Annotated in this window: 22 protein-coding genes; 18 read left to right on the plus strand and 4 right to left on the minus strand. The window is 42.0% G+C overall.

Features of this window, described 5'->3' with window-relative positions:
• The first annotated feature begins 13 nt into the window (after positions 1-13).
• Positions 14-1,123, plus strand: coding sequence for a flavin monoamine oxidase family protein (locus FTX54_RS02110; RefSeq protein WP_147803866.1), 1,110 nt, complete (start codon positions 14-16; stop codon positions 1,121-1,123).
• Positions 1,120-2,223: a flavin monoamine oxidase family protein gene (locus FTX54_RS02115; RefSeq protein ID WP_147803867.1), complete on the plus strand. Its 1,104-nt coding sequence runs from the start codon at positions 1,120-1,122 to the stop codon at positions 2,221-2,223. Before FTX54_RS02110 ends, FTX54_RS02115 begins: the two co-directional genes overlap by 4 nt.
• A 150-nt stretch (positions 2,224-2,373) precedes the next feature.
• Here FTX54_RS02115 and FTX54_RS02120 read toward each other — a convergent pair whose 3' ends face one another.
• Positions 2,374-4,326 (minus strand): serine hydrolase domain-containing protein, encoded by a 1,953-nt coding sequence (locus tag FTX54_RS02120; protein WP_222706844.1) that lies wholly within the window; start codon positions 4,324-4,326, stop codon positions 2,374-2,376.
• 282 nt (positions 4,327-4,608) lie between these two features.
• Here FTX54_RS02120 and FTX54_RS02125 point away from each other — a divergent pair, with 282 nt between their 5' ends.
• From FTX54_RS02125 to FTX54_RS02140, 4 genes are all read left to right on the plus strand, one after another.
• Complete coding sequence (locus tag FTX54_RS02125) at positions 4,609-5,493, plus strand: diacylglycerol/lipid kinase family protein (protein ID WP_147803869.1); 885 nt, start codon at positions 4,609-4,611, stop codon at positions 5,491-5,493.
• Positions 5,494-5,867: 374 nt separating this feature from the next.
• Positions 5,868-7,160: a hypothetical protein gene (locus tag FTX54_RS02130; RefSeq protein WP_147803870.1), complete on the plus strand. Its 1,293-nt coding sequence runs from the start codon at positions 5,868-5,870 to the stop codon at positions 7,158-7,160.
• Between the two features lie 121 nt (positions 7,161-7,281).
• Entirely contained in the window at positions 7,282-7,713 is a 432-nt protein-coding gene (locus FTX54_RS02135) for a winged helix-turn-helix domain-containing protein (RefSeq protein WP_338485256.1), read from the plus strand.
• Positions 7,714-7,748: 35 nt separating this feature from the next.
• On the plus strand, positions 7,749-8,195 hold the full coding sequence (locus FTX54_RS02140) for a restriction endonuclease (RefSeq protein ID WP_338485257.1): 447 nt from the start codon (positions 7,749-7,751) through the stop codon (positions 8,193-8,195).
• 22 nt (positions 8,196-8,217) lie between these two features.
• Here FTX54_RS02140 and FTX54_RS16785 read toward each other — a convergent pair whose 3' ends face one another.
• Entirely contained in the window at positions 8,218-8,508 is a 291-nt protein-coding gene (locus FTX54_RS16785; protein WP_147803871.1) for a sigma-70 family RNA polymerase sigma factor, read from the minus strand.
• Positions 8,505-8,753 (minus strand): helix-turn-helix domain-containing protein, encoded by a 249-nt coding sequence (locus FTX54_RS02145; protein ID WP_147803872.1) that lies wholly within the window; start codon positions 8,751-8,753, stop codon positions 8,505-8,507. The genes FTX54_RS16785 and FTX54_RS02145 overlap by 4 nt, the downstream gene beginning before the upstream one ends.
• A 214-nt stretch (positions 8,754-8,967) precedes the next feature.
• Between FTX54_RS02145 and FTX54_RS02150 the strand changes: the two genes are divergently transcribed.
• The 4 genes from FTX54_RS02150 to FTX54_RS02165 all read left to right on the plus strand — a co-directional run bounded on the left by FTX54_RS02150 (position 8,968) and on the right by FTX54_RS02165 (position 15,506).
• On the plus strand, positions 8,968-9,204 hold the full coding sequence (locus FTX54_RS02150) for a hypothetical protein (RefSeq protein ID WP_147803873.1): 237 nt from the start codon (positions 8,968-8,970) through the stop codon (positions 9,202-9,204).
• Between the two features lie 314 nt (positions 9,205-9,518).
• The gene (locus FTX54_RS02155) at positions 9,519-11,114 is read left to right on the plus strand and encodes a type I restriction-modification system subunit M (protein WP_147803874.1); all 1,596 of its coding nucleotides are present in this window, start codon (positions 9,519-9,521) and stop codon (positions 11,112-11,114) included.
• Positions 11,104-12,330, plus strand: coding sequence for a restriction endonuclease subunit S (locus tag FTX54_RS02160; protein WP_147803875.1), 1,227 nt, complete (start codon positions 11,104-11,106; stop codon positions 12,328-12,330). The genes FTX54_RS02155 and FTX54_RS02160 overlap by 11 nt, the downstream gene beginning before the upstream one ends.
• Before the next feature lie 11 nt (positions 12,331-12,341).
• On the plus strand, positions 12,342-15,506 hold the full coding sequence (locus FTX54_RS02165) for a type I restriction endonuclease subunit R (RefSeq protein WP_147803876.1): 3,165 nt from the start codon (positions 12,342-12,344) through the stop codon (positions 15,504-15,506).
• A gap of 461 nt (positions 15,507-15,967) precedes the next feature.
• On the opposite strand, the gene FTX54_RS02170 is transcribed toward FTX54_RS02165, so the two are convergent.
• A complete protein-coding gene (locus tag FTX54_RS02170) occupies positions 15,968-16,594 on the minus strand; it encodes a zinc ribbon domain-containing protein (RefSeq protein ID WP_147803877.1) in 627 nt (208 codons plus the stop codon).
• Positions 16,595-17,327: 733 nt separating this feature from the next.
• Here FTX54_RS02170 and FTX54_RS02175 point away from each other — a divergent pair.
• The 8 genes from FTX54_RS02175 (at position 17,328) to FTX54_RS02210 (ending at position 25,235) form a co-directional block, all read left to right on the plus strand.
• Positions 17,328-18,362 (plus strand): hypothetical protein, encoded by a 1,035-nt coding sequence (locus tag FTX54_RS02175; RefSeq protein ID WP_147803878.1) that lies wholly within the window; start codon positions 17,328-17,330, stop codon positions 18,360-18,362.
• A 275-nt stretch (positions 18,363-18,637) separates the two neighbouring features.
• Positions 18,638-19,621, plus strand: a complete 984-nt coding sequence (locus FTX54_RS02180; protein WP_147803879.1) for a LacI family DNA-binding transcriptional regulator — start codon at positions 18,638-18,640, stop codon at positions 19,619-19,621.
• A 4-nt stretch (positions 19,622-19,625) separates the two neighbouring features.
• A complete protein-coding gene (rbsK, locus tag FTX54_RS02185) occupies positions 19,626-20,531 on the plus strand; it encodes a ribokinase (protein WP_147803880.1) in 906 nt (301 codons plus the stop codon).
• A gap of 82 nt (positions 20,532-20,613) precedes the next feature.
• Positions 20,614-21,477, plus strand: coding sequence for a BtpA/SgcQ family protein (locus FTX54_RS02190; RefSeq protein WP_147803881.1), 864 nt, complete (start codon positions 20,614-20,616; stop codon positions 21,475-21,477).
• Positions 21,467-22,375 (plus strand): ribokinase, encoded by a 909-nt coding sequence (locus tag FTX54_RS02195; RefSeq protein ID WP_187254554.1) that lies wholly within the window; start codon positions 21,467-21,469, stop codon positions 22,373-22,375. Before FTX54_RS02190 ends, FTX54_RS02195 begins: the two co-directional genes overlap by 11 nt.
• A 31-nt stretch (positions 22,376-22,406) precedes the next feature.
• A complete protein-coding gene (locus FTX54_RS02200; RefSeq protein WP_246125633.1) occupies positions 22,407-23,453 on the plus strand; it encodes a substrate-binding domain-containing protein in 1,047 nt (348 codons plus the stop codon).
• A gap of 25 nt (positions 23,454-23,478) precedes the next feature.
• Complete coding sequence (locus FTX54_RS02205) at positions 23,479-24,228, plus strand: ATP-binding cassette domain-containing protein (protein WP_222706845.1); 750 nt, start codon at positions 23,479-23,481, stop codon at positions 24,226-24,228.
• Positions 24,225-25,235: an ABC transporter permease gene (locus FTX54_RS02210; protein WP_147803883.1), complete on the plus strand. Its 1,011-nt coding sequence runs from the start codon at positions 24,225-24,227 to the stop codon at positions 25,233-25,235. Before FTX54_RS02205 ends, FTX54_RS02210 begins: the two co-directional genes overlap by 4 nt.
• The last annotated feature ends 18 nt before the right edge of the window (positions 25,236-25,253 follow it).

Consider the following 25,253-nt stretch of genomic DNA (forward strand, 5'->3'; position numbering starts at 1 on the left):
GGAGGGAAAGCCCATGAACAAACCCGTCGTGATTATCGGAGCCGGCTTAAGCGGCCTGCGCGCGGCGTCGCTGCTCGCTGCCAAGGGGATAAAATGCCAGGTTCTCGAGGCCAGAGACAGAGTTGGAGGAAGGGTTTTGAGCCGTTCTGATCCAGCCAGACCGGATCTTGGGACATTCGACCTTGGCCCGACATGGTTCTGGCCGCAGTATGAGCGCTCCATAACGAGCCTGGTTCATGAACTGAATGTAAAAACGTTCGCTCAGTATACGAAAGGAGCGATGCTTTCCGAACGATTTGCAGGTAGAGTGCCGGAGCGTTTTATGCTGTCGGAAAGTGCCGTGGAAACATCGATGCGGATCGAAGGAGGGATGCAGTCGCTGATTGAAGCCGTAGCAGATACGATTCCCCCGGGCATCGTGGAGCTTAATACGCACGTTACCGCCGTCCGGCTCGATGAAGCAGGGGCTGTCACGGTAGAAGCAGAAGGTGCGGACGGACAGATGAAAACAGTGTCAGCCGGTGCGGTGATTCTCGCCCTGCCGCCCCGGGTTGCGGCGCGTCATCTGGCCTTTTCTCCTTCCCTTCCTACGGAGATGATTGCTGACCTTTTAAGCAAACCTGCCTGGATGGCGGGGCAGGCCAAGGTGGTTGCCGTCTATGACCGTCCTTTCTGGAGGGAATCCGGCCTTTCCGGATTTGCAGCCAGCTGGGTCGGCCCTCTGCAGGAAATTCACGATGCTTCTCCTCAAACAGGCGCCGGTGCTTTATTTGGGTTCTTCGGCATGCCGGCAGAAACACGCCGGGATCTGGGGGAGGAGCAGGTTTTGAAACTGGCATCCGAACAACTGAGCAGACTTTTCGGCACGCCCGCTGAAAACATGCAGGCGCTTCTTTATAAAGACTGGGCCACTGACGCGGAAACAGCCGTGGAGGAAGATCTGGAACCGCTTCGGGATTTCCCGGTTTACGGCCGGCCGCCGGCATCGGATGTATGGAAAAAGAAGCTCCTGTTTGCAGGAACGGAGGCGGATGCCCAATCCGGGGGGCATCTCGAAGGCGCTCTCCTTGCAGCGGAACAGGCCGTTTTTGAAGTGACCCGTAAAAAGGAGGAAAAAAGATGAATAAACCGGTCGTTATCGTCGGTGCAGGGTTGAGCGGTCTGCGTGCAGCTTCCCTGCTTATGGAACAGGGCATCCCCTTTCGGATTCTCGAGGCAAGAGACCGAATCGGCGGCAGGGTGTTGAGTACCCCGGTTCCGGACAGGCCGGATCTGGGCAGGTTCGATCTGGGGCCAACCTGGTTCTGGGCGCAGTATGAGAAGCGGATAGCCTCTCTCGTGGAAGAGCTGCAGTTACCAACGTTTGTCCAGCATAACGACGGAGCTATGCTCGTGGAGCGGTTCCAGATCAAGCCGCCGGAGCGGGCTGTACTGCAGGAAAACATGGAGGAAAGGGGCGTCCGGTTCACGGGAGGAGTGCAGTCGCTTATGGAGGCGCTCGCAGAGAAGATTGCTCCGGAAGCGATAGAGCTGGAAACACGTGTCAAAAGCATCCGGCTGGATGAAAAGGCGGAAGCAGTAGTGGAAGCAGAGCGGGCAGACGGGACGGCGGAAAGCCTTCCGGCAGCTGCGGTCATTCTGGCCCTGCCGCCCCGCCTCGCAGCGCATCATATCCATTTTTCTCCACCGCTCCCCGGGAATATTCTATCCGACATGACGGAAAAACCGACGTGGATGGCCTCCCAGGCGAAAGCCGTTGCCGTGTATGACCGTCCTTTCTGGAGAGAAGCAGGGCTTTCCGGCCTGGTAATAAGTTCTGTCGGTCCCATGGAGGAGATCTATGACGCATCTCCGGCAGACGGAGGAGGGGCCTTATTCGGTTTCTTCGGCCTTCCTTCAGCAGTTCGTCAACAGCTCGGAGAGGAGAAAGTAGTCGAGCTGGCAGCCGAACAGCTGATCAAGCTCTTTGGGAAAGAAGCAGAAAATCCGCGCGCCATCCTTTATAAAGACTGGGCGGGTGATTCCGAAACCGCAGTGGAGGAAGACGCCGGGCCTTTTAAGAATTACAAAAGCTACGGCCCGCTGCCGTCAGCGGGGATCTGGGAAAAGAAACTCGTTTTTGCCGGTACAGAAACAAATGCCGAGTACAGCGGACATCTGGAAGGAGCGCTTCGGTCAGCGGAAGCGGCGGTGATCAAAATAACCGGTGCAAACAGCCGATAAGCCGAAAACTGATGTACAGCAGAACATCGAAAAGACCTTCTTTTACAAACGAGCCCTCCTCCCGGTTTTCGGAAGGAGGGCCTGCTTATAAGAAGCACGAAACTTCCTCGTTTAATCTATTTTTATATTCATTCTTTCTCCTGATCCTCTTTAAACGACCTGCCAGAAATAAAAGATCCAGGAGAGCACGAGGCCAGCCAGAGCAAAAAGGGTATAGTGAATTCTTCCCGGCACGCGCCAGTAGGATTTCCACCAGGCCAATATGGAAAAGACGGCAGCGGCAAGGGCGGAGAGGACGATCACATAGGAAACAACAGTATCAAGCAGCTGCGCCCACCGTGGAGGCGGGGCATAAGCGGATTTCGGCAGGGCGTATACCGGATCCGGTGCACTTTCCGTAAGAAACTGGATAAGGAAAGCGATGGTGAACAGGCCGAGCACGACCGCTGTTCTTTTGGCCCAGACGGCACCCGGCTTTTTTGCAGGTCCCGTTTTCCTGCGAAGTTTTAAAATTCCTGCTTTTACGCCCCAGTACAGGAAGCTTCCGATAAGGAAAACAACAGAAATGACCAAAGCGGCAACGGTGAAAGCGGACGTTTCATACCAGGCGGCTTTCGAGTAGCTCACCGGTCCGTTCGTCAGAAGCATCGTTTTTCCAAGGGGATCCGTGGAGAAGACGATCGTCCGAAAATCCTCGCCGTAGCTCTGCGTACTGCTCGCCCTTACCATTTCGTATACGCCGGGCTCCACTTCTGTGAACGGATTCGTTTCTTCGGCATGCGTGACGGTTAAAAAACCGTCCTCCTCGGTATCAACACGGACGACCCCGACGAGAATGCTTAACAGCTTATCTGTTGTCGTAAAAGCGCGCCGGTTTTGATGGTATTCCCCGGTAAACGCACCGGCTCTTTCTGCCATCCCTTCAGGCGCTTCGGCGTCAGCAGCTTCTTCCTCTCCGCCGGGAAAGTACCGGTCCATGAACTGCTGGGGAATTTCTATATTCGCAAGGTAGCTGCCGCCGCTGTGGGAAATGAAAAAGCCCATTTCTTCCTCCGGTACGAGATACATCCCTGTATTGAAAAGCATCGTTCCACCAGGATGGTGAAAGACGTCCCGCCCGTTAATCGCCGTTTTTATAAAGCCGTGGGCGGTGTTGTCGAGACGGGGGTCGACCGTATACTGCTCCGCGAACATGCCGTTTACCGTCTCCTCCGCTAAAATCCTTTCCCCGTCAACCGCTCCTTCCTGCAGGTAGGCAAGCATGAACCGGGCCATGTCCGAAGCACTGCTGCTCATGCTTCCGGCAGGCTCCGGCATAAACTCAAACTCTCCTTCCAGAAACCCGCCGTCCACATACCGGTAAGCACCGGCCATGTTCTCCGCGATATCGGGTGGAAGCGGCTGGCGGAACGAACTGTTTTCCATGCCGAGCGGAGCGTAAATATTCTCTTCCACATACTCGGAATACGGCATGCCGGAAACGACTTCCACAATATAACCGGCAAGGGCGGCTCCGTAATTGGAGTAGGCCGGTACTTCGCCGGGAGGGAAGACCCTTGCCGGCTTTTCTTCCCGGACGTACTGGTCGAGAGGAGGCAGCTCTTCTTCGGAGAGGGCAAACAGCCCGGTCAGTTTATCTTCAAAACCGGGCGTATGCGACATAAGATGCCTTAACGTAATCGGCTCTGCTTCTGTCTGATTCTCTCCATACTCCAGATAGGAAGGGATCTCGAAGTCCAGGTATTCATTCACGTCCGTATCGAGGTCCAGCTCTCCTGCTTCCACGAGCTGCATGACGGCGGTCCACGTAAACAGTTTGCCGGTGGAGCCGATCCGAAACAGCGTGGTCTCCGCATCGACAGGTGTTTCCTGTTCTATGTCCTCCAGCCCGTATCCCTTCGCTAAAACAACTTCTCCATCCGCTACGACAGAGAGGGTGAGGTTTGCGATGTCCCACTCCTCCATCTGTTCTTCTACAACGTCATCCAAAAACGGTTCGACATCTGCTGCATCCATTAAGGGTGACGAAGCTGCGGCTGGCTGAATATTGATGCCGGAAAGCAGAACCAAGCATACAAGGAAGCAGATACTGAGCTTTCCCACTAGGTTCACTCCTCTCTTATTCTGCGGCAGGGGGATAAAGGAAGGGGCAGTGATTCTTATTTACATTATATTCCTGATCCTGCTCGATAAAAACAATTATTTTCTTGAACTGCAAAAGTTTTTCAAAGACCCTCCTGGATATTACAATATTTTCTATAATATAGGGATGACCCCAGTTCCTCATGCTATACTGGAATCAAAAACGAAAAGCGCAGGTTTCTTTTTTACATAAAAACTGTAATTGCTCACGAACCCTGGAGGATAAAGGCGGCCTAAACAGATATGTATGGATTTATAGTAAATAAAACCGCAGGAAGCGGAAAAGGGCATAACATATGGAAGAAAACAGAAAAGGAACTAAAGAGGAAAAAGGTACCTTACATCGTTGCTTTTACAAAAGAACCAAACGATGCCGGAAGACTCACGGATGACCTGCTGAACAGCAGCGTGAAAATAGTGGTAGCAGTCGGCGGAGACGGGACGGTTAATGAAGCAGCAGCTGCCCTCGTACATAAAGGCATTCCTTTAGGGATAATACCGGCAGGATCAGGCAATGATTTTGCCCGAAGCCTTGGCATTACAGGGAATACGCAACAAGCCCTTTTTCGTATCTTTAAAAATAATCCTAAAAAAATAGACGTCCTTCAAACAGGAGACCGCTGCGGCTTAACGGTAACCGGAATTGGTTTTGACGGAAAAGTGGCAGAAACAGCCAATGAATCTCCGTACAAAAAATGGTTCAACATGTTCGGTCTGGGCCGGCTCTCTTATACTGTCAGCGTGTTACAAGTTTTAAAATCATTTAAACCGGTAAACGTGACGCTGACGATTGACGGCAGACAACGGGTGTTTACCGATGTATGGCTTACGGCAGTGGCAAACGCCCCTAACTACGGCGGCAACATTCTTATCTGCCCTGAAGCAGTGAATAACGACGGCTGCCTCGACATCTGCGTGCTGCACGGCAGAAATAAATGGCCTCTCATCCGGCAGATTCCAAAAATTTATAGGGGAAAACACACGTCAAATGAAAATATAAGCTTTTTTAGAGGAACGAATGTGGATGTTCACTCCGTTATTCCATTCCTCGTTCAAAGTGACGGAGAACTCATAGGAGAAACCCCGGTGAGGGTACAGATAATAAAGGAGGCTCTCACTGTACTGTGAGAGCCTCTTCGTGTGCAGAGAAGGCTGAAGAACCGGATATGTAAAGTTCGGGAGCCGTTCATTTGAAGCTGGTTTCTTAAAAAGTTACTAAAAGATAACTGATGCAAATGCAAAAAATCACCTTTTTCTCCTATACGGTGGTGAAGCGGAAAGTTGTGAAAATCCTGATAAACGATAACCGCCCTGGAAAAATGCCGGGGCGGTTACGTGTATAAAAAAGCTTTGAAACCGGCCTTAGTGATATCGAAGTACTCGAGTCATCATCTCCTGACAATTAATATACAAATTTACCCATTAAAACGAACGGAAATACACTTTATACTGGATAATTAAGGTATAATACAGAGAAAATGAGAATAGAGAAGAGGGAGTTTATGGGTGATGAGAAAACAGAAAAGAAAAAGAAGCACCTGCTTAAGTGGGCAGAGGTAATCCGAACTTACTGTGAAATAAACGCTATCCCACATACCTATGTGGTAGAATCCAGCTTTCCGGAAGCCGGTTTTTCCGTGCGATTTTATTCAGCTGTAAACACCGGGGAAATTGTTACTTTCAAAATTGCCGACTCTGATTTGTTCTACGAAGAAGGCGAAAAAGAAGAAAAAATGCAGGAAGTATTAAGAAGTGTATTTATCCATAACAAAATACTATTTGAAGAGTATAAACAGGTTACGGTAGACAGTTACGCAGTGAAAACAGAACTCATATTTGACGACAGCAGACGTATTATCAAGCTGATGAGTGACGGAAAAAGTATCGTCAGTTATCTGAAATTAAATACCGGCCTTACATTCATTGAAGTGGAAAGAGCCTGGTACAACAAAATTTTTGGATTTCGAAGCCGAAGCAAAATAAAAATGGCTGCAGCTTCTGCCGCTTATATGCTTATGCTCGGATCCTGTGCTTCCCTATTTATAGGAGGGGACACGGAGGAAGAAATCGCAGCCGAAGAAAGTAATCAGGCTGTTCACGAGGAAAATATAGAAGAATCTCAGAAAGATGAAGACAGTTCAACTAATGAAGAACCGGATAACGAGGAAGTAAATGATACGGAGAACAGCAGCGAAGAAAAGGCAGAACAAGCAGTAAACGAAGAGGAAGAAATGAACACCGTGGCGGATGAAGAAGAAAATGAAATTGCCGCAAATGAAGAAGATATATTTAATCCAGAAATAACAGCTGATTTTACTACGGATATAGACGAACCAGAATCAGACATCAGCGAAGAAAATTATAAGAAATATAACGATGTCATGGATTATCTTGCGGCATATCCAGATAAATCGGAAGAAGTTCTATTCGGGGAATTGGCTGGTGAGTACGGGGAATCGGTCGATGAATTAAGGGAGTTTATGAGTTCCCATATGGATGCTGCGATTGCTTATGACGTTGGCCGATCGACAAATGAGGTGTCGATAGAAGAAAGCGATGTTAAAAGCACGATAAAAGCATTCTTTTATGAAAATGTTCAGGAACCTTCTTTATTGGATATCAATGAAAATCAAGCAGATGTACAGATTACAAATTTAAGAACATTATCTGAAGGGGAATTTGAATACGCTGGTGAAAAATTCGATTATATTTTAAAGACGGAATACACGGGAGACTTTCAGCAAGTTAGTGTATTTCAGTTGAAAGTGAATGGGGTAAATATAGATTTGGATTAGAAAACGACCAAAGGGGCATTAAAATATTAAAGATAGTACCCTTATTATCGGTTGAGAAGAGTAGTAGATACTACTTAAAAACTTACGAAAGCTAGAAATAGGTTAAAGGAGCTTTTCAAAAATGAGCGTTCCAGATTATCAGAAGTTTATGCTTCCGTTATTGAAATGTTTAACAGACGGAGAGGTCCATAGTTTAAGAGAAATATACGACACATTAGCTGAGCAGTTTCAGCTGACTGAAGAAGACCTGACAGAAGTACTGCCAAGCGGGAAGCAGTCCAAATTTAAAAACCGAGTAGGGTGGGCTAGGACTTATTTGAAGAAAGCAGGATTATTACAAACGATAAACCGGGGGGAGTTTCAAATAACTGATACTGGATTAGAAGTCCTTAGTAATAATCCTGCTGGAATCAACTCGAAATATTTAGAACGATTTTCGTCTTTTTTAGAATTTAAAAATAAAAGCCAAAAGTCATTAAGCAATAAAGAGGCAATAGAACCAGAGGAAGAGTCCGTGAAAACACCTAAAGAAATTCTGAATCCAGCTATTTAGAATTAAGAAGTAATTTATCGGAAGAGCTACTTGATATGATTAGAAGCTGTTCTCCGGCTTTCTTTGAGGAGCTAGTAGTCGACCTGCTCGTAGCTATGGGGTATGGCGGTTCAAGAACAGATGCAGCGCAAGTGCTGAGGAAGAGCGGAGATGAAGGGATCGACGGAATTATTAAAGAAGATAAACTCGGTTTAGACATACTGTATATTCAGGCGAAAAGATGGCAGGGCTCTGTAGGCCGTCCATCTATTCAAACGTTTGCAGGAAGCCTGGAAGGCAAGCGCACAAAAAAAGGAATCTTTATTACAACTTCCGCGTATACACCTGGAGCGTTGGAATACGTAAAAAATATTGAGAAAAAGATTATTCTAATAGACGGAGAATATTTGGCAGAACTAATGATTGATTACAATATCGGCGTATCTATGCAGGAAGAATATGTGATCAAGAATATTGATCATGATTATTTTATTGAAAGTTAACGTAAAAGAGCATTGAAAATACTCAGCAGTGGATTTCCATTCGTAGCTTGAGCTTTCTTAAAGCCAGCTTCTCCACCTGATACACCCTCTGTAAAGATATATTCAAAGCTTCACTCACTTCCAATCTCGACAAATTGCCCTCGCCAATAAAGCCATACAGGAGCGTGATTACACGCTGCTCCTGTATGGTTAATTTGTTTATCGCCTGATGCAGGGAGCGGTACTGCTCCGTTTTCTCCAACGTATAATAAGGATCTGTTTCATCGTTCAGCAGCAAGTACAACCTTTTAGGTTTACATAGGCGTTTCATCATAACTTTTTGCGCAGGATTACTTCAAATTCTTTATGTACTTCAAGCGCATCCAGCCCAATACTCTGACAGATCATACGGAATTCAATAAGATCGATCCTTCTTTCGCATCTCTCATACTTGCTTACATAAGCCTGTTTCTGTCCGAGCCGTTCTGCCAAGTCTTCCTGCGTAAGTTCGGCAGCTATTCGTTTTTCTTTAAGCAGCTGAATAACCATCTCGTATTCTTTCCTATGTATAGTTTTCATTTTTTCATCCTTTAGCCTTGTCTTACTCTTAACTAAAGCAAAGGAGAATAAATATACCAAAATCGAATATTTCATGGGACTATAGTCAATTAAGTTGGAATACAAATAAGTTTCACCTTTTAATTCCCGTGATTATTTTTTTATCATATCTTGCATCAAAGAACAAATGTTCTTATGATAAGAGAGAAGCTCTGTAAAAAAGGGGAGAAGGGGAATGTTCACAGATCGGGAGCGGAAGATGGCGACGATCATTTACAACTTATATAAAGCAAAGCAAAAACATACTATGATAGCGGATTTAGAGAAGTATATGCTGCTGCCGGAATCAGATATTAAAGAATCTATCCAGAAATTAAAGGGAAAGAAGCAGGTCGTGGAAATTTATCCTGGCTGTTACGTTACTTCTAAGTTTGTGGATCATTACCGGCATAAGCGAACTTTTAATAAATAAATTTTTGCGGAAAGAATCTTAAGGTTATTTTAGGAGTGGTATATTTCATCTCTATGACTATCTATTCAGTGCCTTTAGATGGAAAAAATTCATTAAGTAGAGCAGCTGATTATGTGTTGTATGCTTACAATCACACTTACTCTGCATAAAAAAGCTTTCGATACATGCAAGCATTTACTGGAGGAAGTAAGCTTTATTAGCATAGAGCGCTCGTATACTGATAAACTTAAAGGAAACACGATAATTCGTTTATATTCTTTGAAAGAAGAGTTTTAAACGACTAAATTTCATCATACATAAGGGGTATTGCAAACATGGGAGCAGAATTAAATCAAAAACTATTCAGTGCGGCGGATAATCTCCGCAGCAAGATGGATGCATCTGAATACAAAAATTACTTATTAGGATTAATATTTTATAAACACTTATCCGACAAGCTATTAATTAAGGTAGTAGAGTTGGCAGATGAATCGTTGGACACGTATTCCACACCAGAGAAACAGACAGAGCTTTATCAAGAACTATTGGCTGATGAGGAGACACAAGAAGATCTTATCGCAACGGTGGTTGATACGTTAGGGTATGCTATTGAACCACGCTATTTGTTCAATGTATTAGCCGATCAGGCGAAACAAAATATCTTTCAATTAAACGATCTAAATAAGGCGTTCATGCAGCTTTCCACGAATTACGAGGCATTTAGTGGCTTGTTTGACGATGTCGATTTACAGTCCAAAAAATTAGGATCCGACGATCAGCAGCGTAATGTGACCATTACGGATGTGTTAAAGAAGTTAAACGATGTCGATCTCATTGGGTATGAAGGGGATGTCATTGGGGATGCGTACGAGTTTTTAATTGGGCAGTTTGCATCGGAAGCAGGGAAGAAAGCCGGAGAGTTTTATACCCCTCATATGGTATCGGACATGATGTCGCAGATCGTTCCCATTGGGCAGGAAGATAAAAAATGGTTTAGTGTGTTTGACCCAACGATGGGATCGGGGTCGTTGATGCTGAACGTACGGAATTATCTTCACCACCCGGATAAAGTAAAGTATCACGGGCAGGAACGGAATACGACAACCTTCAACCTAGCGAAGATGAACCTGATTTTGCATGGCGTCGACCCGGAAGAAATGAGAGTCCGTAACGGGGATACGTTAAACAAAGACTGGCCAACGGATGAACCGTACACGTTTGATTCGGTCGTGATGAATCCTCCGTATTCCGCAAAATGGTCGGCAGACGATACATTTCTGGATGACTCTCGTTTCAATCGTTACGGGAAACTCGCACCAAAATCAAAAGCTGACTTTGCTTTTCTTTTACACGGTTACTATCACTTAAAAGAAACCGGTACGATGGCGATAGTTTTGCCGCACGGGATTCTATTCCGGGGTAATGCAGAAGGTGTCATTCGTAAAAAGTTGCTAGAAGATGGCAGTGTTTACGCTGTGATTGGCATGCCTCCGAATTTATTTTTTGGAACCTCCATTCCAACGGCGGTGCTTATCTTAAAGAAAAATAGAAGGACCCGTGACGTACTCTTTATTGATGCCAGTCACGAATTTGTGAAGGGGAAAAATCAAAATAAGTTGTCGAAAGAGAACGTGGAGAAAGTTGTCGAAACGTATACCAAGCGAGAGAGCGTAGAGAAATATGCACACCTCGCGACGTTTGAGGAAATCAAGGAGAACGACTATAACTTAAATATTCCAAGATACGTCGATACCTTCGAAGAAGAAGAGTCGGTGGATATGAAAACGGTTGGGAATGAAATGGAAAAGATTCAACAGAGCAAAAAAGATCTGCAAAAGACCATGTTCGAAGATATCTCTTCTCTACAGTATAGCGAAGAAGATGCAGAATGGATTCAAGGGGCGTTAGAGGTGTTTAGTTATGAAAAGTAATAATGTTCCTGAAGTTCGGTTTGAGGGGTTTAGTGATGAGTGGGATCAAAGGGAATTAGGAGATGTATCGGTTAAAGTTACTGAAAAAAATAAGGATAAAAAATACTCAGAAACTCTAACGAATTCAGCGGAGTTTGGAATTATTAGTCAAGGGGATTATTTTGATAAGAAAATATCAAATGATGCCAATATTGATGGATATTACGTCGTATCCCCAAACGATTTCGTTTATAATCCGAGAATATCTAGTCATGCTCCAGTTGGGCCAATAAAGCGAAACAAGCTAAACCGAACAGGTGTAATGTCACCATTATATTATGTTTTTTCTGTTCACGGTTTAGACGAGGTTTATCTTGAGAAATATTTTGAAACTGTTAACTGGCATAAATTCATGAAGTTAAATGGTGATTCAGGAGCCCGATCGGATCGTTTTGCAATTAAAGATACTATTTTTAAAATGATGCCAATTCCCAATCCAAATATTGAAGAACAACAAAAAATCGGCCAATTCTTCAAACAACTCGACGATCGCATTTCCCTTCAGCAACGACAAATCGAATTATTAAAAGAGAGCAAACAAGGCTTTTTGCAGAAGATGTTCCCGAAGGATGGCGAACGAGTACCGGAGGTTCGGTTTGATGGATTTCATGGGGATTGGTCTCTAATAATGATTGGAGATGTTGCAGAAATCGTGGGAGGGGGCACTCCAAATACAACAATAGATGAATATTGGAATGGCAATGTTAACTGGTTTTCGCCTGCCGAAATAGGTGAACAACGATTTCTGAAGACAAGTCGTAAAAAAATAACAGATTTAGGCTTACAAAAAAGTTCAGCTAAACTTTTGCCTGTTGGAACGATATTATTTACGTCTCGTGCAGGAATTGGGAATACAGCTATCTTGGTCGAACCAGCTTCAACCAATCAGGGATTTCAATCAATTGTCCCTAAGCAAGGAGAACTTGATACTTATTTCATCTATTCAATGTCAGGTAGACTCAAGAAATACGGCGAGATTAACGGTGCCGGTTCAACTTTCACAGAAATATCAGGTAAGCAATTAGCAAAGATGAAAATGCATATCCCAAATATCGAAGAACAACAAAAAATTGGCGAATTCTTCAAACAGCTCGATGACAATATCGCTCTACATGAAAAAGAACTGGAACTATTAAAAGAGACGAAAAAAGGATTCTTACAGAAAATGTTCGTTTAGGAGTTGACTCTATGCGCAAGCTTTCTCATCGTTCGGAGGCTGAAATTGAAGAGCACTTGATAGAAGTATTAGGGGAAGGGCATAACCAGTGGACGTTTCGAAGTGACCTGAAATCGGAAGACGACCTATGGAAAAACCTCCGTCAAAAGATTACCCAGAACAATTTATCGGAGCTTGGGGACCAGCCGTTAACCGATAAAGAGTTTCAGGCCGTTAAAACCGAACTGCTTATGCGTACACAAACCCCGTTTGAGGCGGCGAAATGGTTGAAAGGGGAGAACGGGATCGCCCGCATTACAATTGAACGGGAAGACCCTCGTCTTGGTTTCGTTTCTTTAGTCCTTTATTCTAACCAGGACATCGGCGGGGGAATTTCCAGCTATGAAATCGTCCATCAAATCGCTAAGAAAAAGGAACATAGCGAAGGGCGGGATAGACGCTTTGATGTAACACTGTTAATTAACGGGCTGCCGATCGTCCAGATTGAATTGAAAAAAGTCACCGCCAAAGACGGGGTCTATCAAGCCTTTCATCAAATTAAGAAATACACCGAAGAAGGGATGTTTCGAAACAACATCTTTTCGACCCTTCAGTTATTCGTTGTCTCCAATGAGCAGACGACCCGTTATTTCGCCAATGCGATGTCGAAAAACATGCATCGAAAGCTGATGTTCAGCTGGCGTACGAAAGACAATAAAAAAGTGGAAAACCTCTACGAATTTTGTAAGCAGGCGTTAAACATTCCCGATGCGCACCGGTTGATCGCTCACTATACGATCGTCAGTGAAGACCAGGACAATAAAACCTTAATGGTTCTTCAGCCGTATCAGGTGCATGCGATTGAAGCCTTGTTTACAGCAGCGAATAAACATCAGTCGGGGTACGTGTGGCACGCGACTGGTTCCGGGAAAACGTTAACGAGCTTTGTTTCCACAAAACTGTTAGCTAAAAAATCGGGCATCGACCGTACGATTATGCTTGTCGATCGGAAGGACTTGGATAACCAGACGACAAGTGAATTCACGAAGTTTGCCTCGGAATTTAATACCGGAAATTCAAGCGGGACTACTCCCGCCAACAGTTTAGTCGTAGGCACGGGAAGTTCCAAAGAATTAAGCAAAACGCTTCTGGCGGATGCCAATTCCAATGTCGTCATTGTTACGACCCGTCAAAAGCTCGATGCGGCTTTAAAGTACGCGAAATTGACCGAAGAGCAAAAAGGAACGAACCGGTACCAAAAGCTGATGGGGCAGCATATCGTCTTTATCGTCGATGAATGCCACCGGGCGTTAAGTGCGGAGAATATGGAAGAAACGAAAGCATTCTTTCCTAACTCTACGTGGTTTGGATTTACCGGCACGCCTATTTTTGAAGAAAACAAAAAGCAAGCGAAAGGCAAGCTGGCAAGGACGACGCGTGATCAATACGGGGACCGTCTACATACATACACCATTAAAAACGCCTTGGAAGACGGCGCAGTACTGGGTTTTCAAGTGGAACACGAAACGACGATTGAACCGACCTCTGTGGATAATATGATTTATCATCAATTACAAAACAGCGAAAAGCACACCGATCTCCCTTCGGAGGCGATCAATAAAGAGATTGATAAAATGACAGGCATCGAAAAAGAAAGGTACATCGACAAAAGTACGTATGAACAGGACGAGCACATTGATCAAGTTATTAAGAAAATCTTGCGTCCGGATAATGCGTATACTAAATTTGATTTTAAGAACGGTAAACCCACGAAATCCGCTATCTTAACGACAAGTTCCATCGCCATGGCCAAGCGCTATTACCATGCGATCAAAGCGATGAGGCAAGAAGATGATTGGATGGACCACGTTTTTCCTGACCGGCCGATCCGAAAAGGCCGCACGATGGACGATCCGGACTTCCCGAGAATTGCGATTACGTATTCGTTGGATGAAAATACAGAGAATGCCTTCGAGCAGCAGGAAGAAATGCAAGCGATCATCGAAGACTACAATCAGTATTACCAAACCGCCTGGACGCTAGCCGACCTTGAACGGTATAACGGTGACATCAATAACCGCCTGGCAAGAAAACGGGCAGAGTTTCAACAAATGGGGCGCCAAGTAGATTTGGTAATAGTCGTCGACCGGTTATTGACCGGATTTGACGCGCCAACGATTCAAACGTTATTTGTGGATCGGAACCTGGAATACGCCGGATTGATTCAAGCCTTCTCCCGTACCAATCGCACCTATCCGGATAAAACGAAAGGAATGATTGTCACCTTCCGCAAGCCGTTTACGATGGAGGAAAACGTACAGAAAGCGACCAAGCTGTATTCGGAAGTAAAAGAAGAGTCTGGCTTGATTTACCCGACCTATAAGGAAGCCAAAAAACGATTTAACAAGGCCCACGAATCGTTTTCCGAGGTCACCGACAAGGAAGGGGACGTAGATGAGCACACTCCATTGGAAACACGGGTGAAGTATGTCAAAGCGTTTCAGGAGCTGAAAAATGCTTACGAAGCCTTAGTGACCTACGACAGCTATAACAATGATATGTACACTTCCCCAACCTTACAGGAACAAGTGAGCACATTGGAAGAAGAAGCAGGGGTATATGAAACCGTAAAAGGTTCCCTCGTGGAATTGGATAGGGAAGACGAACCTGGGGATGACACTAATTTTTCCGACTTAACCTTCTACAGTGATTCAACAACCAAGCTGTATGATATCGATTCAAGCTATATTGATCAGTTATTAGGTACGTACCAGGCAAATAATCCAGATGTGCGGGAAGAAATTGAAAATGCCTTAAAGAAATTAAATAAGGCCGAAATTGTAAAAGACGTGTACCGAAACATATTAAATGCGATGGACGAAAAAGAGGTCGAAGAAAATGAAGACGTCTTTGCCGTGAAGCGCCGCTTCTTTACAGAGAAAAAATACCAAATTGTCGAGTCATTCAGTATCTCCTGGTGTGTCTCCAACAAGGAACTCCATGCTTCTGCGATCCAATACATGATCGGAATGGACAGTATTCCTAACATGAAAAGCATCATCGAAAGCAAGGATTACGAAGCCTTTAAAGGGCATCATCCGAACGTGAAGCCGTTTAGTTATCCTCAAATGATGAAAAGAGAATGGCAAAAGGTGCTGGATGAACAAATTGTGCCGTTGGATGATGAATTGCGGTAACAAAAATTCTATAATAGGAGGAGAGGTGATGAGATTGGGAATCTTATCACCTCTTTTTGGGATCTGTAATGATATTTGAGGTCTACACATTATGAATATAAAAAGTACGAGGACTTACTATTCCTTTATACTCGAATTTTTAAGATCATGAGAAAGGAGTGGAGAGAGGGGTATCCTTGCATTATATCTGCCGTCCATTGGGTGAGGGATAAAATGTCATATTACCCAAATGTGTACAGAAAGAACGAGCCATTTAAATAAATGTATAAATGCCAAGTGACACTAAACCTGTTCTTCTTGCTAGACTAAACCGAGTCGGGTTCACGATGACTAGACTTCAAATATTGATTACTAAAGTGTGTTTTACTTAACAACATTTATTTATTGTTTATAAGGGAGATAGTAGATGGGCGTTAATTGAATAAGAGTAGTAAGGAATTGAATGAGGGACTTTTTATAAGTTATCTTGAGTTTATATGTTCATTAAAAATAATAAGCTTTTCTACCAAAGCACAAAATTTTTCCATTTCAGGCTGGACATTTGTAATAGGAGTAGTTCTTCCATGATATTTTCTTGAGGAAGGAGATAGGAGAACATCACAGTTTAGGCCTGCCATTCTCGTACCGTATTTTCCAGAAGAGCCGATAGGAATGTTTGGTGCCAATCCCTTAACTTCTGTAATAGGTAAACTCTTCACTTGTTCTTTAAAGTCTCCTTTTATACTTAACCTTGTCCAAAAATTACTATAGCCAGGATCATATAAAAGAATTTGTTTATTAGTTAAATATAAAGTGCCAGAAGCTTCAGTATCGAATAAATTTTCTCGAGGATCCATTTCCATCCAGTCAACATCTTGTAACTTGAAGTAACACTCTTCTTCTTTATTTAAATAAAATTGACCTCTAACTCCTAAATTAATAGATTCATCAATTGGAGTTAAATTTAATACTTCTTTTGCCATTTTTTTATCATCAAATATATGAGGGGGCTCAATTGGAGAAGAGTTTTCTTGCTTTAGACCGCAGTAAGAACAAAATTTAGCTTGTTCATTTAATGTTTCTCCACATTTTGTACAATATTTACTCATAATATTCACCCTCCTTTATCTAAATTACAGAGTCTAAACACTTAACTATATGCTTAGAGAATACCATATTAATTAGAAAAATACACCAATATTTATGGTAATATAATACAACAAGGTATAATAATAGTGAAATCTATAAATTTCTAAATGCGAGCCTGATTAGATAATTATGGATTTGGCAGGCATTTATGTCGTATTAATTAAGTGAAAAATAAACTTTTTAGAATGGCCTCGGTAACAGTTTTTTACAAGTTGATTCCTTACCTTGTAGGTCGTTACGTCTACATATAGATGGGTAGACTGATTTCTTCCATGAAATATGAAGATTATAACGTGAATCTGTAAGTAAAACGAATACACTTAAGTGATTCATTACCAACGAAACAAAAGACGAAACGGAGATGACTCTCGAAAATTCAGAAGGTGCTTGAATAAAGAGTGGTGAATCCAGGGTATATTATTCAGGCAAAAGGTAAACCGGAGGAAGCTGAATTTCTGCCTAGTGGATAAGGGGATATAAACGGATAAGAAATCTCCATAAAGATCTGACTTAATAATTTATTCAGATGATCCAGCATCCATACCTATTTTTTCGTCATTCATAAAGAATTGGGCGAAACTTAAGTCAGATAAGGGGAAATATGGATGAGAATAGAGGAGGATAGGGAGGGAAATATCTCTCTATCGGAATAGAAAGTTTCACTATAGTAAAAATACAGGAGGATTGATTTCCATGACAGATGTTCATTATTTCCCGAGATACTCGCAGAAAGAAAATATGGTTACGAATAACACCTTGTTATTATTCAGCCGTTTGTACCAGAACAGTCCGGCAAAGTTCTCTCTGTTTATCAATTCTATCTTGGAAGATAACGAAAAAGAGTTGAATACATCGGTTCAATTTAAGCAGCAGGAACGATCCAGCAGCGGTCGAGTGCCGGATGGGATTATAAGCCAGGAAAGCTTTAAAGTGGTCATTGAAACCAAACTTTACAGTCAGCAGAATATTCCTCAAATTAAAGGACATTTAGACGCTTTTGAAAAAGAAGACAATCAAATATTTCTATGGATCGATAAAGAACCGATTACAGCGACCTATAAAAAGCTAATTAACGATGAATTACTTGATTATAATAAAAACAACGGAACGGATATAAAATTTGCTTCCACGACATTTAAAGAAATAGCTCATTCGTTTAAAGATATTCTTCAGGAATTTGATTTGGAAATGATCGCTTTGATTGATGACTATGAGAAGTTCTGTCACGAATCGGGGCTTGTCGATAATTTAAATAATACGGTGCGTGTCGTATTAACGGGGAATACCTTCGATGAAAATATAAAGCATAAAATATACTTTCATCCTCAGGATCGTGGATACCAAAACACAAAGTACATCGGGTTATATAAAGATAAAGCGATCCGGGCAATCGGTAAAATAACCGGTATTGTTGATGCGCAATATGATGAAAACAGCCAGGACTTCGCTTCTTACGAAGATATCCTGGGCAGTTCTACAAAAACTCGAAAAGATCAAATAAAGCAGATCATACTGGAGTCTAAAGCTAAACACAGTTATCCAGCGGAAGAAGCCAGAAGGTTCTTTTTCGTAGACGAATACCATGAAACGGAATATATAAAAACATCCAAAGGCGGTATAGCCGGCGTACGGTATTTGGATCTCTCCGAAGTAAAAGGATATAAAGAGAAAATGAATGCAGAAGAAATTGCAGAATTACTTAAAGGGGAACATTGGGGAATTTTATAGTTTCCCTTGAAGTAATAAATTATTTAAGTCAAAGCCAGCTTTCCAAAAAAGCGGCAGCTCCTGCATGCTGTTAGAGATGATATTTCTACAAAGGTGTTTTGAAAATATCGAATACCTATACACAGAATTGAATAACTTAAAATTTTATTTTATAGTAATACGAAAAGAAAAAAATATAAATTTTCTGAAAATGCAGTTGACTTATTGTAATTAATTGTCTATACTCTAACTCAAGATGTAACCGGTTACACAAATCGACCTGCAGGTGAGAAAAAGTGAAAACAATTAGAGATGTAGCGAAGCAAGCGGAAGTTTCCGTAGCAACTGTTTCAAGGGTTGTAAATAATTCAGGGTACGTTAGTGAAAAGACTCGCAAAAAAGTTATAAACACTATTGAGTTGTTGGGGTATAAGCCAAATTCCGTTGCTCAAAGTCTTTATAACAAAAGTTCAAAAACAGTAGGTCTAATTGTTCCTGATATTACAAACCCGTTTTTCCCGGAAATATCGAGAGCTGTTGAGGATGTGATGAATGAAAAAGGTTACACGGTTATCTTATGCAACAGTGACGCCAGCCCTCAAAAAGAAGAGAATTACTTTGATGTTCTAAGTAGAAAATATATTGATGGCATGATTGTAGTAACTAATGAAACTGATACTTCATACCTGGATCATTACAAGCTTCCGATTGTTGCTTTAGACCGGCCTTTTTCAAAACTACCTTCTATATACACTGACAATATTTCAGGGGCGGAAATTGCAATGAATCATTTGTATGAATGCGGATGTCAGAAAATTGCGCATATTTGCGGGCCGCGTAATATAGTAAATGCGGTAGAACGACTGAACGGTTATAAAAAATCTTTAAACAAACTGAATTTCAACCATCTTCCTATAGTAGTTGATGGAGAATATCAGTGGCGTACGTCAGAAAAATCAGTAATGGAGCTCTTAAATGATGATCCATCAATAGATGGAATATTTGCAGGAAATGACATCATGGCTGTTGGAGCTCTAAAAGCAGCTCAAAAACTAGGGGTATCGGTTCCAAGTGATTTACAAATCATAGGATTTGACGGTATTGAATTAAGCAAAATGATGGTTCCTTCTTTAACTACTATCCGCCAGCCCTTGGAGGAAATAGGCACGTTGGCTGCCCAAACTTTAATATACATGATTGAAGAAGGCAAGCAGCCGAATGCTCTACCCCCCTTTATAGGAAAACTGCAACAGGGGGAAACTACGATGATAAAGGAGTAAATAAGTGAAACCAAAAATAGTTGTAATTGGAAGTATAAATATGGACTTAATAACGGTAGCGGAAAGAATTCCTCAACAAGGGGAAACCGTTCGAGGAAGCTCATTTTTAACAAAACCTGGCGGGAAAGGTGCTAATCAGGCTGTAGCAGCCTCAAAACTAGGTGCAGACGTTTGTTTCATCGGTTGTGTTGGAAAGGATTTATTTGGAACAGAAAGTAGAGAAAACCTAGAACACCATGGTATTAAAACAAATAATATGGATAATATAACAAATTGCATGACTGGCATCGCCAATGTGTTTTTAACTGATCATGATAACAGGATCATTGTAGTACCTGGAGCAAATGATGAAGTGTCACCAAGCATGATAAGAAAATACGAAGATGAGATCAAGGATGCAGACTTTTTACTTCTCCAATTGGAAATCCCTATAGTTTCAGTAGAGGTAGCCGCTGACCTTGCTAAAAAACATGGGACTAAAACAATACTTAATCCTGCCCCTATTCAACGTCTTTCTGCTTCACTATTAACAAACGTTGATTATATAACACCAAACGAAACAGAGTATGAAGAGCTTGTAACTCAAATCGATCCTCAGCTAATTCAAGATAAAGTAATACGGACTAAAGGAGAAAAGGGAGTTTCCTTTTTTAAAAACGGGGAGGAAGTTTTTGTGCCAGCTTTTCCTGTTGAGGTTATAGATACTACAGGGGCAGGTGATACTTTTATAGGAGCCTTATCTGTAGCTATGGCCGAAAGAAAAACAATCTATCAAGCATGTGTTTTTGCTAATGCTGCAGCTGCACTGGCTATAACAAAATTAGGAGCACAAGAAGGGATGCCTAAACGAGATGAGGCAGAAGTTTTTTTATCGGATAATAATCAAGCCGATGAACAAAAATTTATATAGTGATTTTAAGTTATAAAATAGTATTTATTTTTTATTTAAATTTTTATGTAACCGTTTACATATCGAAATGGAGGAATGACAAATGAGTGAGTACGTATTTCCACCTAAAGAAAATTATTTAGATCGAATTTATGGAGTGAAAAAACCAGTGATCGGGATGGTTCATCTGCGACCATTGCCAGGTGCCCCGCATTTCCAAAGTGATGGGATGCAAGAAGCAATAGATTGGGCACTCAGAGATGCTGAAGCTCTTAAAAAGGGTGGCGTAGACGGCATTATAATCGAAAATGCTTGGGATATTCCTTTTTCAAAACCAGAAGATATAGGGTATGAAACAGTTGCTGCCATGACTGCGATTGCCGAGAGATTAAAATTGGAATGTGATTTACCGATCGGAATTAATTGTCTTGCAAATGGAGCCATACAGGGGTTGGCAGTTGCCAAAGCTGCGGAATTACCGTTTGTGCGAGTTAATCAATGGGTGAATGCTTATGTAGCGAATGAAGGTCTTGTAGAAGGTCCTTCGGCAAAAGCCATGCGTTATCGCAGCTTGATTAAGGGAGAAGAAATTAAAGTATTCACAGATGTCCATGTTAAGCATGGAAGCCATTCTATTGTAGCAGATCGATCTTTAGCTGATCAGACTCATGATAATATATTTTTCGACAGTGATGTACTAATTGCTACAGGAACTAGAACTGGTAATGAAACAGAGCTGGAAGAAGTTAGGGGGATAAAAGACAATACTACTTTACCAGTTATTATTGGCAGCGGAATGACAGAAAATAATGCAGAGAAAATTCTTCAAGTCGCAGATGGGTGTATAATTGGAAGTTATTTGAAGGAGAATCATCAATGGTGGAAACCGGTGGAGCAGAGCAGGGTAGAAAGATTTATGAAAGCCGTTAACAAACTTAGATATGAGCAGATCTCCCATGAAAAATAAACTACTGGTTGCAGGTACGGTAAACATTGATTTATCAGCAGGGTTACCACGTTTTCCAAGTACCGGGGAAACCTTAGCTTCCACTTCCTATTCAGAAAACATTGGCGGCAAAGCTGCTAATCAAGCTGTCGCAGCAAATAGATTTGGGGCGGAAGTAGTGTTTGCAGGCAAAGTAGGAGAAGACGCTTTTGGAAAAAAAGTTTTTGAATTCTTCCAGAAAGAAGGTATCGACACTAGATATCTATATAAAAGCGAAACCGTTAATACAGGAAATTCCTTTATTTTAGTAGATACACATGGAGATAACATAATCGTAACTAATTTACTAGCCAATCAAGAGTTAACCAAAGAAGAAATTTTTGGTGGTGTATTTGAAACTAAACCAGAAGCTGTATTACTACAATTGGAAATAGAAAATGAAGAGATTGAAGCAGTTTTAAATACAATAAGTAAAAGAGGTATTCCGCTTTTTGTGAATTTAGCTCCGGTTAAGTATCTATCTAAAGAAGCAATGACTCGCATAGATTACCTTATTATAAATGAAGTTGAAGCGGGGCAGTTGGCGGAAATGAAAGTTACTACAGAAGAAAAAGCGGAAGAAGCTGCAGAAATAATTTACCAAAAAACCGGAAGTGTCATTATTATGACTCTTGGAGGAAAAGGTGTCTTAGTAAAAGAGCGAGGCTCAAAGACTTGGTTTGAAGTTCCAAAATTAGAAGCTGTGGACACAACTGCAGCTGGAGACTGCTTTTGTGGAGTTCTCGCAGCTGAATGGTTACAGGAAAAAGATTTACATCAAGCTGTCAGATCGGCTATTAAAGCAGCTTCTAAATCTGTATTAACCAGAGGGTCTGTTCAGTCTCTACCTTATAAAGAAGAAATTCAATTGAGAGGTTAACCATCACTAAAATTTATTAGGAGGTATTAACATGAAAAAAAGAAATATGGTTCTGTTCGCTGCTATTGGATCAACCTTTACGTTGCTAGCTGCCTGTGGTGAAGTTGACAACGAGAGTTTAAATGAGGAAACGGAAGCTTCGTCAAACAATGGAGGCAATAATAGTGCCGAAGCTGATTTGGAAGAAGATGTTGCAGTTGAAGCTGGAGAGGATGCTCCTACTATTGGAATGACAGTAATAAACCAGGAAGCTTGGTTTTTTACAGAGATGGTTAGGGGAGCAGAAGAAGCTGCAGAAGAGTTAGGAGTGAACTTAGCTGTTTTTAACGCGAATAACGATACAGTAGATCAGTACAATGGTGCAGAAGATTATATCAATTCAGGTGTTGATGCTCTTGTTATTAATGCAATCGATGTAGAAGCAATGGATCCAATAGTGGAAAGCGCGGAAGAAGAAGGTATTCCAGTAATATCTATCGATTCGGTCATTGAAAACGAAGGAGTTGATGTTCAGATAGGGGTGGATAATTACGAATCTTCTGTAAAACTCGGAGAATATTTTAATAATTACATGGAAGAAGAGTGGGGAGAAGAAGCTATCGAAATGGGGGCAGTAGGAGCACTGAATTCTCCAATTCAAATTAACCGTCAAGATGGTTTTATGGATACTATCCTTGAAGATGACCAAGTAGACTTAGTTAATACAGTAGATGGAGAAAATGTTCAGGAGAGAGCTCTTTCAGCTACAGAAGATTTATTTACTGCAAATCCTAATCTAAACGCTGCGTTTGCAACAGGCGAACCAGCATTCATAGGCATGGTTTCAGGCGTGAGATCACAACAAGCCCAAGATTCTATAAAACTTTTCGGGTGGGACCTAAGCGAACAAGTTATCGAGGGAATTGACGAAGGATTCGTGGAAGCTGTCGTGCAGCAGCATCCGGATGAATATGGGGCGGCTGCCATTGAAGCGGCTATTTCGTTAAACGATGGAGAAGAAGTAGAGGAAGAGATTGATATCCCAGCATCTATTGTAACGGAAGATAATGTTGAAGATTTTCGTTACTTGTTCGAATAAAAATGAAGAATAAGGAGGTCATGAAATGAGTGATAATAAAATAGAAATGCGCGGAATTGAAAAATCCTTCGGGGCGGTTAAACCGCTTCGGGGGGTGGATCTTCATTTAAAAGAAGGAGAATGTCTTGGACTTCTTGGAGATAATGGTGCTGGTAAGTCTACATTAATGAAAATTCTAAGTGGAGTAGTCATTCCTGATAAAGGATCATTTTCTTTTGAAGGACGCACAGTAAAAATTTCAAACCCTCGTGATGCTAAAGATTTGAAAATCGAAACTATTTTCCAGGATTTATCTCTATGTGACACTTTGAATGTTGCAAGTAATATGTTTCTCGGAAGAGAGCCGGTCAAAAAAGGACGCTTGATTGACCACAAAAATATGCATGAAAAAGCAAAAGCAGAACTTAATAAGTTGAAAATAAACATATCATCAACGCGCTTAAAAGTACAAAATATGTCAGGGGGGCAGCGACAAGCAGTCGCTATAGCAAGAGCTATGGCTTTTCGTCCAAAAGTGCTGATCATGGATGAGCCTACCGCAGCTCTTGGGGTAAAGGAAGTAAATATGGTGTTGAACCTCATCAATACCATTAAGGAACAAGGGGTTAGCGTTATATTGATCACTCATAGACTGCAAGACCTTTTTGAAGTCTGTGACCGGCTGATGGTTCTGCATGAAGGCAAATGTATTGATGATCGTTCAATTGACGAATTTACATTGGAAACGATAATTCAGTCAATTATGGGTAATCCCCAGGGGGTGCAAACAATATGAATCAAACGAAAATAGCTAATAATACGGAAGCTAAAAGAGAGATACAAATAGGGCAAAATTGGAAAGAATGGGCAGTAGAGCATAAACAGATTTTAAGCATTTTTGGGATATTAATAGCTATTACGTTCAGCTTCGCGGTTTTGACAGATTCTTTCCTCACTTCTAATAACGCTTTGAATTTGATAATGCAGTTAGCACCAAACCTAATTGTCGCAGTAGCTATGACCTTTGTTATCACAACTGGTGGTATTGACTTGTCGGTGGGTTCTATTCTTGCCCTTGCCAGTGCTTTGACGGCTGTTTTGTTAAGTGCAGGATTTGCTACACCCGTGGTTCTTTTACTAGTGATCATGGCAGGTATATTGATGGGAAGCATCAATGGTTATATAGTAGCTTACCATGCAATACCACCTCTAATTGTAACACTTGCTGCGATGCTCTATGTTCGAGGGCTGGCACTGTTAATAACAGGTGGATATTCTGTTGCTATTGCCTCGGATAGTGGGCTGCTAACTGTTGGAATAGGAACTTTTCTCGGAATCCCTGTACCAGCAATTTTAGCAATATTGATTATGGTCATAGGAATAATCGCCTTGCGTCATACTAGATACGGTACTTATGTGACGGGAATTGGGGCTAATGAAGAAGCTGTGCGCCGATCGGGAGTAAACACTAAAACTGTTAAGTTGTTTACGTACATGTTTAGTGGAGGAGCAGCTGCATTGGCTGGTCTGATCATCGCTTCACGTCTTGGATCAGGTTCTTCAAATATTGGACTGATGTTTGAACTTGATATTATAGCTGCTGTAGTTTTAGGAGGCACTGCACTATTTGGAGGAGCTGGTACAATTATTGGGTCTCTTATCGGGGTTACTATCATTGGAGTTATAAATAACGGATTAACACTTATGCAAGTTTCTCCATATGTTATTCAAATTGTGGAAGGTATAGTCTTACTAATTGCAGTTATAGTTAATATCAGAGTGTTTGGCCGCAAACGTATGTAGTTTTAAGGAGGTGTGAAT

Source organism: Alkalicoccus halolimnae, from assembly GCF_008014775.2.
Taxonomy (GTDB): Bacteria; Bacillota; Bacilli; order Bacillales; family Salisediminibacteriaceae; genus Alkalicoccus; species Alkalicoccus halolimnae.